A 16,212-nucleotide genomic window follows, 5' to 3' on the forward strand; every position below is an offset into this window, starting at 1 on the left:
TTTTCATGGTGATTGAGCTAGAAATTCTAGCTTATTTTACTATTATTGTTGTTGATCTTTATCAAAGCCATGGGTCAATCCAGTTAGCTTGCTAAAAAGTCTGTTACCACTTTATTAAATGCTACAGTTTTCTCTGCATGCAACCAATGGCCGGTACCTTGAATTACTTTTGCCTTTGCTGTTGGAAACAGTTTAGCAATACTAGATTGGTGTTCAGGTAGAATGTAATCTGAATTCCCCCCCTTAATAAACAAAGTTGCGCCAGTGAATGGTTGCCCGTTATCAGCCTGATTAGCTTGCATTATTTGCTGATATCCCTGTTCTATATTGTTTAAACTACACTTGAACTGAAATTGTCCTTGAGCATTACTAACAATGTTACGTAATAAAAACTGTCTTACGCCAACATCATCAACATAGTGAGCTAATTGAGCATCCGCATCTTTGCGTTTTTTTACTTTAGTTAAATCTATTGCTTGTAAACCGGCAATAATGGGTTGGTGATGAGCAGGGTATTGAATGGGAGCAATATCTGCTACTAGTAACTTTTTGACTTTTGCAGGGGTGTTAAGTGCTATTTGCATTGCAATTTTACCTCCCATTGAATGTCCTAACAGGTGGCAACGGTTAATGGCTAGATGATCAAGTAAGTTGATAACATCCAAAGCTAACTCGTTATAACTCATGCCAGTTTTATGAAAGGAGTTTCCATGATTTCTCACGTCTACACTTGTCACACAGTAATATTGACTTAAGTGCTTAGCTACCATATTGAGGTTTTCTAAACTGCCAAATAGACCATGAATTAAAACGATGTGTTCGCCATTGCCTAGCTGTTGATAGTTTAAGTGTTGGTCGTGTTGTTGTGCCGAGCTTTCTGTTGTCATAGGGGTATAGACCTATTAATTATTAACTGAGATGATTTTACCATGGAAAAAACTAATGCTAAATATGTGTGGCTAATTGGCAACTTAATAATTGTTATTCAATGGTGTACCCTTAATTCATTTAATTGTTATAATCTCGTCGCAATTAAAAATTACAGAAGTCAGTGATAAATGAAAAACATTGAAATAGACGATGAACTATATCTTCATATTGTTTCCAATACCCAGTCAATTGGCGAAAGCGCGTCCAGCATTTTACGTCGTTTACTGCACCTTGATAATACTAATAGTGACACGGTTTCATCTAGCAACGCTACTACTGAAGCTGAAGCGTCAGTAACTGCAACGCAATCACCCTTAGTTGCTGAATCCACTGAAAGTCATGATACTGTGCCCGAAACCACACCTAAGCAACTTTCTTCAGAAACCGTGTTTAACTTTATTAATAAAGAAGAGCTGGCAATGCAACGCGGGGCTGTGGGGCGCTTTTTGCTAATTCTTGCTGCTTTATATCGTGCTCATCCACAGCAATTTAACGTGGTCACGGAAATATGCGGACGCGATCGTTTGTATTTTGCCCGTACCGAGGCAGAACTCGCGGAAAGTGGCAGTAGCACTAAACCTAAACAAATACCGCAAAGCCCGTTTTGGGTAATGACTAACTCAAATACTACTCGTAAAAAAATGATGTTAACTAAGGCGGCAACGTCTTTAGGTTATGGTCAAGCCGAGGTGGAAAAAATTAGAGAGTTACTCTAGAGTACCTCATTGTTTATAAAAACGACTCGCTTTGCTCAGCTTGGTTTGCTGGTTGATAGAGCTATAGCCTTAAATATGCTGATGCAAGTGAAGTTAGTACACATTACATTCGTTAAAGGTTAAACATGGCTTACCCACAAGCGCAATTAACAGCACAACAATTACAAACACAATTGTCACAAAATGGTGATTTTTTACATTTAACCCGTAGCCATGAAGTTTCAATGCCTGCATTTAGTTTTGATGTGGTATGTCACTCGACTCAAGCAAACACTAAAGTGTCGGTGCTTGATACGGGTATTATACTTTTTGAACCGTTAAGTCATACATCTAAAAAGGATATTGTGTTATCAAGTGCTGTACACGGCAATGAAACTGCACCCATTGAAATTTGTAGTCAATTAATTAAACAGTTAGTGCTAGGTGAGTTACACCTTGAGCATAGAACGTTATTCTTATTTGGTAATCCGGCATCAATTAATATCGGTAAACGCTTTGTCGAAGAAAACTTAAACCGGCTATTTTCTGGTGGTCATTCTCAAGATCAAGGTCAAGGCGTGGGGTTGATAAACTCAGAGCGTCACCGCGCATTGCTGTTAGAACAAACTGTTGCTAATTTCTTTAATCAAGGCCAAGGGCAGCGTTTTCATTATGACTTGCATACCGCAATTCGTGGTTCTAAAAATGATAAATTTGCGGTTTACCCTTTTAGACACAATAAGCCTTGGGTGAAAGAGCAATTACAATTTATGCTGGCATGTGGTGTTAATACCATTTTGTTTTCTAACTCGCCAACCACCACCTTTAGTTACTTTTCATCTAATGAGTTTGCTGCTCATGCCTTTACGGTAGAGCTAGGTAAAGTTAAACCTTTTGGCGAAAATGATATGAACAACTTTGCAGGAGTAACTGCTAGTTTAACAGCGTTAGTTTCAGGGCAAGCGCTAGCATTACCTGAATACAATAGCGATGATTTTAGTTTTTTTGAAATAGACCAAATTATTGATAGAAATCATCAAAAATTCACTCTGAACTTTAGTGACGATGTTGAAAATTTCACTGATTTTCCTGTAGGTACAGTGATTGCTATTGATGGCGAGCAAGAAATTAAGACCCAGAAAGAGGGCGAAGCTATTATTTTCCCCAATGCGAATGTCGCTATTGGCCAACGTGCGCTCTTAACCGTGGTGCCAGTAGAAATAAACCCTCAATAAATATGATGAATGAAACAGCCTCAGTGGTTGTTTCACTTAATTTATTAGTTAGTAGTTTGATTTCCTTTTAAGTTTTCAGTCGAATCCCCACGCCATAAACTTTACTTTTTGATTTGTACCTTTTTAAATGAACAAGATTGTGTGAAAAGACTAACGCTTTTGTTAGTCTACTTTTACCGTGTGATTTTTTACCTTGGACTATAAATAATATGAAATATGTACCATTAGGCAGTAGCCCATTAAATGTGTCTCGAGTGTGTTTAGGTAGTATGACTTGGGGAGTTCAAAACAACCAACAACAGGCAAATGAGCAAATTGATTTTGCTTTATCTCAAGGGGTTAATTTTATAGATACTGCTGAAATGTATGCAGTTCCTCCTTCTGAGCAAACCTATGGCAAAACAGAGACTATTATAGGTAATTGGCTGGCGGCAAACCCAGACAAACGACAAGACATTGTTTTGGCATCAAAAATTGCCGGCCCTGGGTTGGCTTATATCCGTGAAGGTAGCCCTATTTCAGGTAAAACAGTGAAACAGGCTATTGATGCATCATTAATGCGTTTACAAACTGATTATATCGATTTATATCAGTTACATTGGCCCAATCGCCAATCCCCTCACTTTGGTAAGCATTGGCCCAACAGTGATGGCTTTTTAGTCGAAGATAGTACAATTGAAACAGAGCAAATGCTCGATATATTACAAGGTTTAGCAGACAGTGTTAATGCCGGAAAAATTCGCTATTGTGGGCTTTCTGATGATACACCTTGGGGCATCAACCAATATTTACGCTTAAGTGAACAATATGATTTGCCTCGCATTGTCTCTATTCAAAATGAGTTTAGCCTACTGCACACAAAAGATTGGCCGTACTTAATTGAAAACTGTGTACATGAAAACATTGCCTACTTACCTTGGTCTCCATTGGCAAGTGGTTTACTTACCGGGAAATATATTGATGGCGCTCGCCCGGCAGGCAGCCGATGGACTTACATGCAAAGACAGGGGCTTTTTAGGGATACCAATACGAGTAATGCTGCTGTTAAAGCATATGTTGATTTAGCTAAGCAACATCATATAACGCCAGCTCAACTGGCGCTTGCTTGGTGTGATCAAGTAAATGGTGTTACTTCTACTATCATTGGTGCGACAACAATGGCACAGCTGGAAGAAAATATCACGGCTTATGATCGCTTTTTATCCAAAGAAGTAATTATTGAAATAAACAAGATATTAAAACAATATCCCGTTCCTTTTTAATGGGGATGTTTATGAATCAAATAATAAAAAATAGGAGTTATCATGATAGATTTTCGATCTGATACTGTTACCCGTCCAAGCGAAAAAATGCGTCAAGCGATGAGTGCCGCTGAGTTAGGCGATGACGTTTATGGTGATGATCCAACCGTAAATGAACTTGAATCGTGGTCAGCTAAAAACCACGGCTTTGAAGATGCTCTGTTTTGTAGTTCAGGCACACAAGCTAATTTATTGGCTTTGATGTCGCATTGTGAACGAGGTGATGAATATTTGTGTGGTCAACAAGCGCATAATTATAAATTTGAAGGTGGCGGTGCCGCCGTTTTGGGATCTATTCAACCTCAGCCGGTTGAAAATGAAAAAGATGGTACCTTGTGCTTATCTAAACTTGGAGGTTACATAAAGCCAATAGATCCTCATTATGCTAGGACTAGGCTATTGAGTTTAGAAAATACCATTAATGGCAAAGTGCTGCCATTGAATTATTTAGCTCAAGCAAGAGAGTTTGCAGATAAACATAAGCTGAGTTTACATTTAGACGGGGCTAGAGTATACAATGCAGCTGTAGCACTTGATGTGGATATTAAAAAAATATCAGAACACTTTGACTCTATAACTGTTTGCTTATCTAAAGGCTTAGGTGCCCCCATAGGTTCATTACTCTTCGGCTCAACGGAATTCATTGCCAAAGCAAGAAGGTGGAGAAAAGTACTTGGCGGTGGTATGAGGCAAGTTGGCCTTTTAGCGGCGGCTGCAAAAGTTGCATTGACTGATAATATTACTAAATTAAAAGTCGATCACCAAAATGCGATGTATTTAGCGACTGCTTTGAAAAATATTAAGGGTATTAGCGTTGATACCAATCAAGTACAAACTAATATGGTTTTCGCAAAACTGCCATCAACAATAGATGCTAAGTTAATTGCAAACGAGTTAAAGCAAAAGAATATATTGATAACGCCCAGTCAATATTTGCGTTTAGTCACTCATCTTGATATTAGCACCAATGATATTGATATATTCGTAAAAGAATTTGAACGAATCATGTTTAAATATTGTTAGATAACTTGAACCGCCTGAAACCGACAGCATAACACCTTATATGGTATAAGCTTTTTAGTCATATTTTAATTAATGTTATTAGGAAGCTTTCATTAATCTCAAATTCAACAATTAATTGACTTAGCGCTATAGCTAAATAAAGTCGATTTAACCTCAGTGTAAACATTTTTGCTCACTTATCGCAAAAACCTCTCAAGATCATTGTGCAACAATCTTGTGTATCAGTTTACGTAAAGGTAAAGTTTTACACAGTTATTACGTATTATTGACTATACTGCTAGAGCATTAAAATTAAATGTATAACTCAATGAGTTGTTAGTAATAGCAAGTACATACATTAAGTGTTGGATAAAAATACTAAATATTAAAGATACGTATCCACTTCGTGAAGTTTTTCGTTAGCTAACGGGTCAAACTTGCACAATAGAATAAGAGAATGTTATGAGTAGTGAACTTTATAATGACAGCCCGGTAGTGCACAAGCCTACCTTTATTGACGGCACCAGTGTTGAAATTCCCGAGTTAAAAATTTTAAAACAAGATGGTACTGTTTATGAAGGCAGTGACATGCCTGATATGGATGAAGCACTTGCGGTTAAAGTATATAAAACGCTTGCTTTTCATCGTGTACTCGATGAACGAATGGTGGCATCACAACGTCAAGGCCGCTTGAGTTTTTATATGGCAGCATTAGGTGAGGAAGCTGCTAGTGTTGGTGGTGCTGCAGGGTTAAAACCCCAAGATATGATCATGAGTCAGTACCGTGAACAAGGCGCACTAATGTTTCGAGGCTTTAGTCTTGAAAACTTTATGAACCAAATGTTCTCCAATAAAAAAGACTTAGGTAAAGGGCGTCAAATGCCCATTCATTATGGTTCAAATGAGTTGAACTATATGACGGTTTCATCACCACTAGGTACGCAAATCCCTCAAGCTACAGGCTATGCATATGGTCAAAAAATGCAAGGCTTAGATGAAGTCACTCTTTGCTACTTTGGTGAAGGTGCAGCATCAGAAGGTGATTTTCATGCGGGTTTAAACATGGCAGCGGTGCAAGAAGCGCCAGTGATATTTTTCTGTCGTAATAATGGCTACGCAATTTCAACGCCATCAGACGAACAATTTAAAGGTAATGGCATTGCCTCACGTGGTGTCGGTTATGGTATTAAAACCATAAGAGTTGATGGTAATGATATTCTCGCAGTGATTAAAGCAACACAAATTGCACGGGCTTATGCACTGAAAGAAAATGCACCCGTATTAATTGAAGCTATGTCATATCGTTTGGGCGCACATTCTACTTCAGATGATCCCTCAGGTTACCGAACCCGCGAAGAAGAAGAAAAGTGGCAAGCCAATGATCCTATTCTACGGATGAAAAACTGGATGTTAGCGCAAAGTTGGTGGGATGAAGCACAAGAAATAGCACTATTTGAAAGCCTACGAGAAGAAGTACTTGCCGCGGTTAAAACATCAGAAAAAATTGATAAACCGCATATCGACACTTTAATTACCGATGTTTATGATGAGCCTACTGCACAATTAGAAGCACAGTTAGCGCAAGTTAAAGCACACGTGAAAAAACATCCACAAGCCTATCCATTTACCGCGGAGAAATTTTAATCATGGCACAAATGAATATGTTACACGCCATCAATAATGCACTTGATATCGCGATGGGTGAAGACGAAAAAACCTTATGTTTTGGTGAGGATGTCGGACATTTTGGTGGGGTTTTCCGTGCAACTTCAGGTTTGCAAGAAAAGTATGGCAAGCTGCGTTGTTTTAATACACCACTCGTTGAGCAAGGCATTATTGGCTTTGCCAATGGTTTGGCTGCCCAAGGCTCACGTCCAATCGCAGAAATTCAATTTGCAGATTATATTTTTCCAGCCTTTGATCAAATTGTAAATGAAGCTGCTAAGTTTCGTTATCGTAGTGGTAATGAGTTTGATGTGGGTAAATTAACTATTAGAGCACCTTATGGCGGTGGTATTGCTGGTGGTTTATACCATAGCCAATCACCTGAAGCTTATTTTGCTCATACTCCCGGTTTAAAAGTGGTTATTCCACGTAATCCTTATCAAGCGAAAGGTTTGCTACTAGCATCAATTCGTGACGATAACCCGGTGATATTTTTTGAACCTAAGCGTTTATATCGGGCATCAGTTGGCGAAGTACCTGAAGAAGATTATCAATTACCTATTGGTAAAGCTGAGGTTGTACAAACAGGTAGCGATGTGACCTTGTTAGCTTGGGGAGCACAAATGGAAATTTTACAAAAAGCGGCAGAGCTAGCTGCTAATGATGGTATTTCTTGTGAAGTTATCGATTTGCGCAGTATTTTACCTTGGGATGTTGACACTATTGCCAATTCCGTGATGAAAACAGGCCGTTTAGTGATCAGTCAAGAGGCCCCATTAACCGCTGGTTTTGCCAGTGAAATTGCCGCAACCATACAGCAAGAATGTTTCTTACATTTAGAGTCGCCTGTTGAGCGAGTCTGTGGTTTAGATACGCCGTACCCATTAGCACTTGAAAAAGAATATGTTGCTGATGATTTGAAGATTTATGAAGCCATTAAACGTAGCGTACATTACTAAAACGAAAGATTAGGAAAAGAATATGAGTATTGATTTTATTTTACCTGATATTGGTGAAGGTATTGTTGAATGTGAGCTTGTTGAATGGCTTGTTAAAGAAGGTGATAGCATCGTTGAAGATCAGCCTATTGCTGATGTTATGACGGATAAAGCACTGGTACAAATTCCCGCTATGCACTCAGGCGTGATAGAAAAGCTGTATTACAAACAAGGTGAAATAGCTAAAGTACATGCACCACTTTTTTCGATGAACCCAGACAGTGCTCTTAGCGCTAGCACAGAATCAAATGACGTTGTGATCAATGATAGCCCTGCACAGGACATACCAGCAGCAACAAGCCAAACACAATCAGCTGTAAGTGCTCAAAGCCTTGATTTTATATTACCAGATATTGGTGAAGGTATTGTTGAATGTGAGTTGGTGGAGTGGCTTATTAAAGAAGGCGATAGCGTAGTGGAAGATCAACCTATTGCTGATGTAATGACAGATAAAGCTTTGGTGCAAATTCCGGCGATGCACTCAGGGGTGATAGACAAACTGTATTACAAGCAAGGTGAAATTGCTAAAGTGCACGCGCCGCTGTTTTCAATGAAAACAGATCAGGCTGTGGCAACCGTTGCAACACAGAGCGTTAGTGATGATAAGGCTACTTCTACTACTGTTGAAACTAAAGTACCTGATGCGGGAAATGCCGCCAAGTCCTTAGTTAATGACCCAAAAAGTGTTGAAACTAAACAAGGCGCGGTGAAAGGTAAAGCCATTGCTAGCCCCGCAGTGCGTCGCGTTGCTCGTGAGTTAAACGTTAATATTAGTGATGTTGTTGGCTCAGGCAAAAAAGGCCGCGTATATAAAGAAGATGTACTTGCGTTTGAACAAGGTGGCAGCACTGTTGCTGATAGTGTTCAAGTTTCAACCACAACTTCAAGCCCATCGAGTTATGTTGAAAAAATCAAAGGGATCAAAGCGGTCATGGCCAAAGCCATGGTTAATTCGGTTAGTACTATTCCTCACTTTACCTATTGTGAAGAAATCGACATGACCGAGCTAATTAAGCTGCGCTTAGAATTGAAAGAGGTTTATGCCAAGCAAGATATTAAGCTAACTATGATGCCGTTTTTTATGAAAGCTATCTCGCTAGCATTAAAAGAGTTCCCGGTGATCAATAGTCAAGTTAATGATGACTGCACCGAGTTAACATATTTTAATGATCACAATATTGGTATGGCCGTTGACTCAAAAGTGGGTTTGTTAGTGCCTAATGTTAAGCAGGTGCAAACTAAGTCTATTTTAGATTTAGCTGCAGATATTACGCGCTTAACTAATGATGCACGCAGTGGTCGGGTGCAAGGTGCTGATTTAAAAGGTGGCACTATCACTATTTCTAATATTGGCGCTATTGGTGGTACGGTGGCAACACCTATTATTAATAAGCCTGAAGCCGCTATTGTTGCCTTAGGTAAGTTACAAACCTTGCCAAGATTTAATGACCAAGGTGAGGTAGAAGCACGAAGTATTATGCAAGTTAGCTGGTCGGGCGATCATCGAATTATTGATGGCGGTAGTATTGCAAGGTTCTGTAATCTATGGAAGTCGTTCTTAGAAAAACCAAGTAATATGATAGTGCATATGAGCTAGTGATGAACTAGCGCAATATTCAATTAAATGATACTAATAATACAGTAATGCGAAAGCGTTACTGTATTTTTTTATGAATCAACTTGGTATTAAACCACCTCTTTTTCGCGTTAAGTCTATTTGAATATTCAAGTTAAGCAAGCGATAGTAGAGGATTATAATAACAAAACTACATTAGGTATGTGTATGAGATTTTCTTTTGGTAAATGTTTTCCCTTGATAGTTATTTTGGCAACAAGTATTAATGCGGTTACCTCACTGACTTGGGCAAAAACGCTCAATGAAGCAGAAATTAAAACGATTGAGCAACTAAAGCAAACCGCGTTAAATACCGATTTGTCTTACCAAATTTTAGAGTCATTAACCACTGAAGTGGGTCACCGACGTCTAGGAACTGAGGGCGACAAAAAAGCGATAAAATGGGCTGTAGCTAAAATGAAATCGTTGGGCTTTGATAAGGTTTGGACTGAAGAAGTGGAATCACCCCAATGGTTAAGAGGCGATATTGAAGCGCAAATTAAAGCGCCTTATCCTCACGACATGGCTGCTATTGGTTTAGGTGGAACAGTCGGAACACCTGCTGAGGGCATTACTGCGCCAGTGATTGAATTTAAAACCTTTGATGATTTAAAGGCCGCTGAAAAAGGAAGCTTAGCAGGTAAAATAGCCTTTGTTTCTTATCGAATGCAGGCGGCTATTGATGGCAGCGGTTATGGCCGTGCCGTTAGTGCTCGAGGCAATGGCGCATCAGTTGCTGCTGAAAAAGGCGCGTTAGCATTTATTATGCGCTCTGTTGGTACAGACAATAACCGTAGTGCGCACACAGGAATGATGCGTTATAAAGATAATATTCATAAAATACCAGCAGCAGCACTGGCTAACCCTGACGCTGACATTTTGGTTAATGCATTAAAACGCGACCAGCCGGTAGATTTTTATTTAAAAATAACCGCGCAGCATTATCCTAAAAATATGATTAAGTCTGCGAGTGTTATTGGCGAAATTACCGGTAGTGAGCGCCCTGATGAAATTGTCGCTTTAGGCGCACATTTAGATAGTTGGGATGTTGGCACTGGTGCTATGGATGATGGTATGGGTATTGGTATTGTGCTCGCCACAGGAGCTGAAATAGCTAAACTACCAACTCAACCCAAACGCACTATCCGAGTGATATTATATGCCGGTGAAGAAGTTGGGTTTTATGGCACAAAAAAGTATATGGAACTCCATAAAAATGAAATTGACAAACATGTTATTGGCGCAGAATGGGATTTTGGTTTAGGTAAAATTTATCAGATCACTCCTGGTGTTGGTGCTAAAGCTTTAAATAACATTCACGAATTGGCCCAATTGCTAACGCCATTAGGCGTGGCAATGTCAGATAAAAATGACGCAATAGCACAATCAGATATGAGCCTGTTAAGTAAAGCGGGCATGCCGAGTGTTAATTTTGGTGCTGACGGCATGCGCTATTTTGACTATCACCATACGGCTAATGATACTTTAGATAAAATAGATCCTGAAGATTATCAACAAAATACGGCGGTCTATATGATGTTTGCTTATTTTGCTGCGCAGTCTGATGTTGACTTTAGAAAATAAGTGTTAAGCGAATAGTGCTTGTTATAACATTAATTTTATCCTTTGGTAAATACGCTCTAGTTGAGCGTATTTTTTTGGCTAAATATTATTTTTTCCTCGCTAGAACAGGTAATATGGTTAATGAACTAACCACTTATCTCTAAAAACAGGACAGCGTTTGTGAGCGTAAATTTATCTGAGCCTAGTGCCGTGCAGCACAAAGAAAAAAAACTACAGCATTTCTATATTGCTGAAGAACAATCTATTTACCTGCTCAATCATAAAGATGCCACCAAACTAAAAAAATGGGTAGAGCTTTGTCAGCAACAGTTAAAACAACTGGGTTATCGAGATATCGCTTTGTTAGGCAAAGGCGCTTATGGTTTTGTTTTTTGTGCAGTTAATCATCTTGATGAAGAAGTGGTATTTAAGTTTTCCCGCTCTAACTTACCTCAGCATGTGCAAGATCGTCTTAGCGAAGAAGCCGATATTCAAGCGCAGTTAAACCACCCTAAAATACCGCGTGTAATTGATTATCAAAAAATTAAGCGACAATCTATTTTGCAAATGAGCCGAGCACCGGGGGTTGATCTAGAAAAGCTTTCGCATCAACAAGGGCCGTTGGCGCCAGAGTTAGTGGTCAGTATAGCCATTCAACTTGCTGAAATACTATTGTATTTACGCGATAGCACTGCTCACTCGCAAAATAAGCCATATGTGCATGGCGACATCAAACCGTCAAATGTCGTCTTCGATGAACAAACAGGTTTGGTGCAACTGATTGACTGGGGCTCTTCTGTAATTGCACAACTTGATGTTCATGGACAAAGCACCAGCAACAATGTGATGGACTTAATGAGCAGTGATTTACAACATACTAATGCCAGATTAGGTGATGTGTATTTTATTGGTCCCGAGCAAATCAATGGCGGCCTATCATCACCACGCTTTGATGAGCAAGGATTAGCAGCTACTTTATATGCAATTGCCTCGGGGCAGTCATGTCGATATGGCACTAGAATTATTTCGCCCAATTCATTGGGGTTGCCAAAAATGTTAGCCAATGTTTTAACCGCTATGCTCAGCGATGATAAAAACAAACGCAGTACTGCAGGGGATTATTTTTTTAGCCACCTGCATTATTTAAAACAAATAGTGCTCGCAATTAAACCAACAGCTACGCGAACTGAGCCGCTAATTCCTATTTGGGTTAAAGCCAAGTCATCAGCTAAAGGTGGTGAAATTGATACGGTGGTTTATGGCTCACGTAAATCATTTCTTAGAGAAGAGTCCAGCGCAGAACACTTAAATGATATTGATGATGTGCAGTTAGAAAAATACTACAAAAACTATTTAATGGGCATGGGCGATAACGAAAAAGCCTTTATTGCAGCCTTAAGTCGTTTAGGTAATTTTCCTGTGGTGGGCGGTTTAGCAATTCGATGGGCGAAGGAAGGGGTATATATTGATTCTAATTTAACCCTGTTTGATCTTAGCCTAAAAGCGTCATTTGAAAGTGCGGTCAATAATATGATCCACTTAGCACAGGGCATTTTTCGAATCGGTATGTTCAAAAGCTGCTTATTTAATGCCCGCAATACCCTGCATGTAGAGCGAGACGATCAAAATCAACCTTTTATCGCTCAGCCGGAGCAACAAATAGCGTTTGAGGTCAGCGATATTGCCGATATTGATGATATAACTCGTTTACATTCTTATTTTGAAGACGGTAAAGATCCCGATGAATACTTGTATTTACCGGATGAAATGATGGCAGTGTTGGCTCGTCTTAACTTAATTCATCATACCGGGTGTATTATTTTTGAAGTGTTACCTACTCACCTAAAAATACACAGTTACTTAATGTTATTAAATCATGATAAAGAACAAGAGTTTCGTCAATGCTTAGCTGAAATTATCGCGCTGTTACCCAGTATTGACGGTATTGGAATATCAGGTTTTATGAAACTACCGTATAAAGACACCCGATTCTTCGAGCATATCAGCAGTCTACCTGAGCGTTTTTACCCGAAAAACCCGAAATTGTTGGAAGAATAACAAAAGTAGTTTGTTACTAGACTAAAAAATAAAGGCTAACCCAAGCAGGCACTTTCTTGTTGTTGGCCTAGACTTAAAGCAAACCCTTTTTTATTTTTACTCAGCGCACTGATTTACCTTAAGCATTGAAGTCATATGGAGGTAAGCGTTGTATTTAATCGCTATGATCAGGAGATAACAATGTACGGTAATAATTTAGGAGAAATGGCATGGATGGATTTGTCAGTGCCCGATGCGAATCACATTAAAGATTTTTATCAGCAAGTACTTGGCTGGCAAAGTGAAGCTATTGCTATGACAGCTCAAGATGAAAAATATAATGATTTTGTTATGAGTACGCCGGCCAACAACGAACAAATAGCAAATGCAGGTGATGGTGATTCAAGTGCTGGTTTTGCTACCGGCATTTGCCATGCTAAAGGAACGAATGCAAATATACCCGCTACTTGGTTACCCTATTTTTTAGTCGCGGATATTGAACATGCGGCTATAAAAGTAAAAGAGCATGGAGGCAAGTTGGTGACCGAAATAAAATCAATGGGGGCTGATCAATATGTGATCATTGAAGATCCCGCTGGCGCACATTGTGCGCTTTATCACAAAGGAGATAAAATATGACAGCCACTTTCTACAATACTTTCACCTAAATAAATGAGAAAGCTTTAACTTATATTTACTATTTTATCTCTGGTATTTTTTAGAGCATGGTTGATTAGAATGAGTAAGTCACAGAGGCTCCAATATTTCGTTGATCTACAATGGCTGAATAACCGTTGGGGTATGATCTGCCAACAGGTTCATTGCTCACAAATTCTTGTTCACTAAGCGCATTATTAACAAAGGCTGTTATTAACCAGTTGTCTGTTGTGTAGTTCACATTAAGGCGCGTTAAGGTATAGCCGCCAGCAACTCGCTCTTCAGTATTAGCAAAATCACCAAAATATTCACCAACATAATTGACTGATAAACCAATGTTCAATTCATCAGTTAACCAATATTTACCGCCTATTTTAGCGGTGATTTCTGGTGCTGAGTTTAACTCATTACCGGTTGCATCTGCGTAATTTTCGCCTGCATCGGTAATTTCTGTTTTTAATAAGCCTAAGCCAGCATTTAATTGAAAATCTTCGGTGATCATTGCAGATATGTCGAACTCTGCACCATAGGTTTGTGCTTTATCCATATTAACTATGGCACGTGTTGAACTGAGCGCCTGATAACCATTAAAATTATTATAAAAAGCGTTTGCAGTAAAATTAATATCCTTAGTTATATTACTGCGTGCGGTAAATTCGTAGGTATCTACCGTCTCTTCATCATAGTAATAGTAGGCTTGCGTTGCCCAATTTAGTGCGCCGCCTGCTGCGTTATAACCTCTACGTCCACTTAACGATAAAGTGGTGTCGTCTGAAAATTGATATTGCAGCACTAACTTAGGTAAGGCAATGGTTTTACTTTTATCTAATAAAGCGTGATTTATGTTATTGCTAGGCATATCAAAATCACGGTGTTGGGTTTCTCGTTCAATTCGCCCACCTGCAATGATTGACCAAACATCTGAAAATGTGTAGCTAATTTCACCATAAAGAGCATTTGAGTCGCTACTGTCGTCACCATTGTATACAGTTGAGCCGCTGCTATTAAAGTCTTGCTCACGCTCAAAATAGGCTAAGCCAACGAAGCCATCAACAACGGAACTGCTATTGCCAAAGTTAATTTTAGCATCAATAGTGGTGTTGCTTTCCTCCATGATGACCCGTTGTTCGCCTGCTTCGGTTTCAGCGTAGGCATTCATTGCCCAGTCATAATCCATAACAGCGGCTAAAAAATCGATGGAAATAGATTCATTAATTACATAATCAAGTTTTATGCTGATAGTTTCTGATTCGGTATCCATATAAACAGGGTTGATGGGCTGATAAGCATAAGGATCGTTGCCAGCATAATACTTGCGGCCAGCGTTACCTTTTTCATCATTGGTTGAATACATCAACATCGCTGAGAAGTCTTCATTGGCTTTAGGCTGCCATAATAATTTGGTTTTGAGTCGATTGGTGGTGATGGCGTTTAAATCATGGTCACTCGGGTTAGAGTCATATATAACCGGGTTATCGATAGTGTCACCGTCAAGGCGTTGGTAAGATGCTCTAAAGGCTAGCTCGTCTTCCACAATTGGCCCAGAAAGTACAAAAGAAGAATCAATATAACTGTCTTGGTTTCTATAACCCAAGCGGGCAGCACCTTCCCAGTCAAATGAAGGATCTTTAGTTTTGACATAGACAGCACCACCGATACTATTTCTGCCATTGCTGGTTGATTGTGGCCCACGAAAAACTTCAACTTGTTCAACATCCCAAATTCCAGAGTCAGCCGTAACAAAGGCCACAAAGGGCTCAACTACACCATCAATTAAGGTTGATACCCTTGCTTTGGCACCCCCACTAAAGGCATTAAATCCAGACGCGCCACCATTCCCTGATACACCACGAATATCTGGCGTTGCACCTGACAATACAACCACATTTGGAATGTCTGAAATTGCATTACTCATGGTTAAGCTTTGCATCGTTTTTAATGTTTCTTCTGTAATAACTGAAACAGAAGAGCTAGTGTCTTTTAAGCTACGCTCTGTTTTTTCTCCTAATATCGTAATTTTTTCCATTGATTGTAGTTGTTGGCCGTCACCTTCTGCAATAGCATAGGGCGCAGTAAGCGCTGCTAACAAAGCGGTTGTCAGCGCACTGATTTTAAATTGTGAGTATTTCATATGAACCTTTGATTTTATTAGTAGTATTGAATCTTCGAACTTTAGTGGGCGACAATCTAACGTAACAACACCGTTAATGCAAATGAAAACTATTGTTATTTGCATTGGTGGTGATAGAATACACCACTGACGTTTGGGGATGTGTGGTAAAAAATTTATATTATGGAAGTGATTGATATGTGGCAATTTATAGCATTAATAATAACGATTATTGGGGTAACCTTTATTTATCTATCGAACCGGCACCAAACTATGTTCAGCAAACCTTTAGCTAAGTTATGGCGATGGATTGGTTTAATATTCTGTTTCTTAGCTTTATTTATCTGGTTACAGTTGCTCGTAGTCAGTTCAGCCGTTTTTACTTGGCTATTTACCTTTAGTGT

12 protein-coding genes are annotated in these 16,212 nt (G+C 39.3%); 10 read left to right on the forward strand and 2 right to left on the reverse strand.

Annotated features, from left to right (window positions below):
• Positions 1-83: 83 nt before the first annotated feature.
• The gene (locus ABXG98_RS13885; protein ID WP_353539285.1) at positions 84-887 is read right to left on the reverse strand and encodes an alpha/beta fold hydrolase; all 804 of its coding nucleotides are present in this window, start codon (positions 885-887) and stop codon (positions 84-86) included.
• Between the two features lie 171 nt (positions 888-1,058).
• Between ABXG98_RS13885 and seqA the strand changes: the two genes are divergently transcribed.
• The 10 genes from seqA to ABXG98_RS13935 all read left to right on the forward strand — a co-directional run bounded on the left by seqA (position 1,059) and on the right by ABXG98_RS13935 (position 13,680).
• Positions 1,059-1,646, forward strand: coding sequence for a replication initiation negative regulator SeqA (gene seqA, locus ABXG98_RS13890; protein WP_353539286.1), 588 nt, complete (start codon positions 1,059-1,061; stop codon positions 1,644-1,646).
• A 125-nt stretch (positions 1,647-1,771) separates the two neighbouring features.
• Positions 1,772-2,860 carry a succinylglutamate desuccinylase gene (gene astE / locus ABXG98_RS13895; RefSeq protein WP_353539287.1) on the forward strand — a complete coding sequence of 363 codons (1,089 nt, stop codon included), beginning with the start codon at positions 1,772-1,774 and terminating at the stop codon, positions 2,858-2,860.
• Between the two features lie 209 nt (positions 2,861-3,069).
• Positions 3,070-4,122, forward strand: a complete 1,053-nt coding sequence (locus ABXG98_RS13900; RefSeq protein ID WP_353539288.1) for an aldo/keto reductase — start codon at positions 3,070-3,072, stop codon at positions 4,120-4,122.
• 42 nt (positions 4,123-4,164) lie between these two features.
• Positions 4,165-5,184, forward strand: coding sequence for a low-specificity L-threonine aldolase (gene ltaE, locus ABXG98_RS13905; RefSeq protein WP_353539289.1), 1,020 nt, complete (start codon positions 4,165-4,167; stop codon positions 5,182-5,184).
• Between the two features lie 441 nt (positions 5,185-5,625).
• Positions 5,626-6,807 (forward strand): thiamine pyrophosphate-dependent dehydrogenase E1 component subunit alpha, encoded by a 1,182-nt coding sequence (locus ABXG98_RS13910; RefSeq protein ID WP_353539290.1) that lies wholly within the window; start codon positions 5,626-5,628, stop codon positions 6,805-6,807.
• Between the two features lie 2 nt (positions 6,808-6,809).
• Positions 6,810-7,787 carry an alpha-ketoacid dehydrogenase subunit beta gene (locus ABXG98_RS13915; RefSeq protein WP_353539291.1) on the forward strand — a complete coding sequence of 326 codons (978 nt, stop codon included), beginning with the start codon at positions 6,810-6,812 and terminating at the stop codon, positions 7,785-7,787.
• A 22-nt stretch (positions 7,788-7,809) separates the two neighbouring features.
• On the forward strand, positions 7,810-9,423 hold the full coding sequence (locus tag ABXG98_RS13920; RefSeq protein WP_353539292.1) for a dihydrolipoyllysine-residue acetyltransferase: 1,614 nt from the start codon (positions 7,810-7,812) through the stop codon (positions 9,421-9,423).
• A gap of 186 nt (positions 9,424-9,609) precedes the next feature.
• Positions 9,610-11,025: a M20/M25/M40 family metallo-hydrolase gene (locus ABXG98_RS13925; protein ID WP_353539293.1), complete on the forward strand. Its 1,416-nt coding sequence runs from the start codon at positions 9,610-9,612 to the stop codon at positions 11,023-11,025.
• A 159-nt stretch (positions 11,026-11,184) separates the two neighbouring features.
• Positions 11,185-13,062, forward strand: coding sequence for a protein kinase domain-containing protein (locus ABXG98_RS13930; protein ID WP_353539294.1), 1,878 nt, complete (start codon positions 11,185-11,187; stop codon positions 13,060-13,062).
• Between the two features lie 180 nt (positions 13,063-13,242).
• On the forward strand, positions 13,243-13,680 hold the full coding sequence (locus ABXG98_RS13935; protein ID WP_353539295.1) for a VOC family protein: 438 nt from the start codon (positions 13,243-13,245) through the stop codon (positions 13,678-13,680).
• A gap of 94 nt (positions 13,681-13,774) precedes the next feature.
• On the opposite strand, the gene ABXG98_RS13940 is transcribed toward ABXG98_RS13935, so the two are convergent.
• Positions 13,775-15,829, reverse strand: coding sequence for a TonB-dependent receptor (locus tag ABXG98_RS13940; protein WP_353539296.1), 2,055 nt, complete (start codon positions 15,827-15,829; stop codon positions 13,775-13,777).
• Positions 15,830-16,212: the final 383 nt, after the last annotated feature.

It is taken from the genome of Colwellia sp. KU-HH00111, assembly GCF_040362745.1.
Taxonomy (GTDB): Bacteria; Pseudomonadota; Gammaproteobacteria; order Enterobacterales; family Alteromonadaceae; genus Colwellia.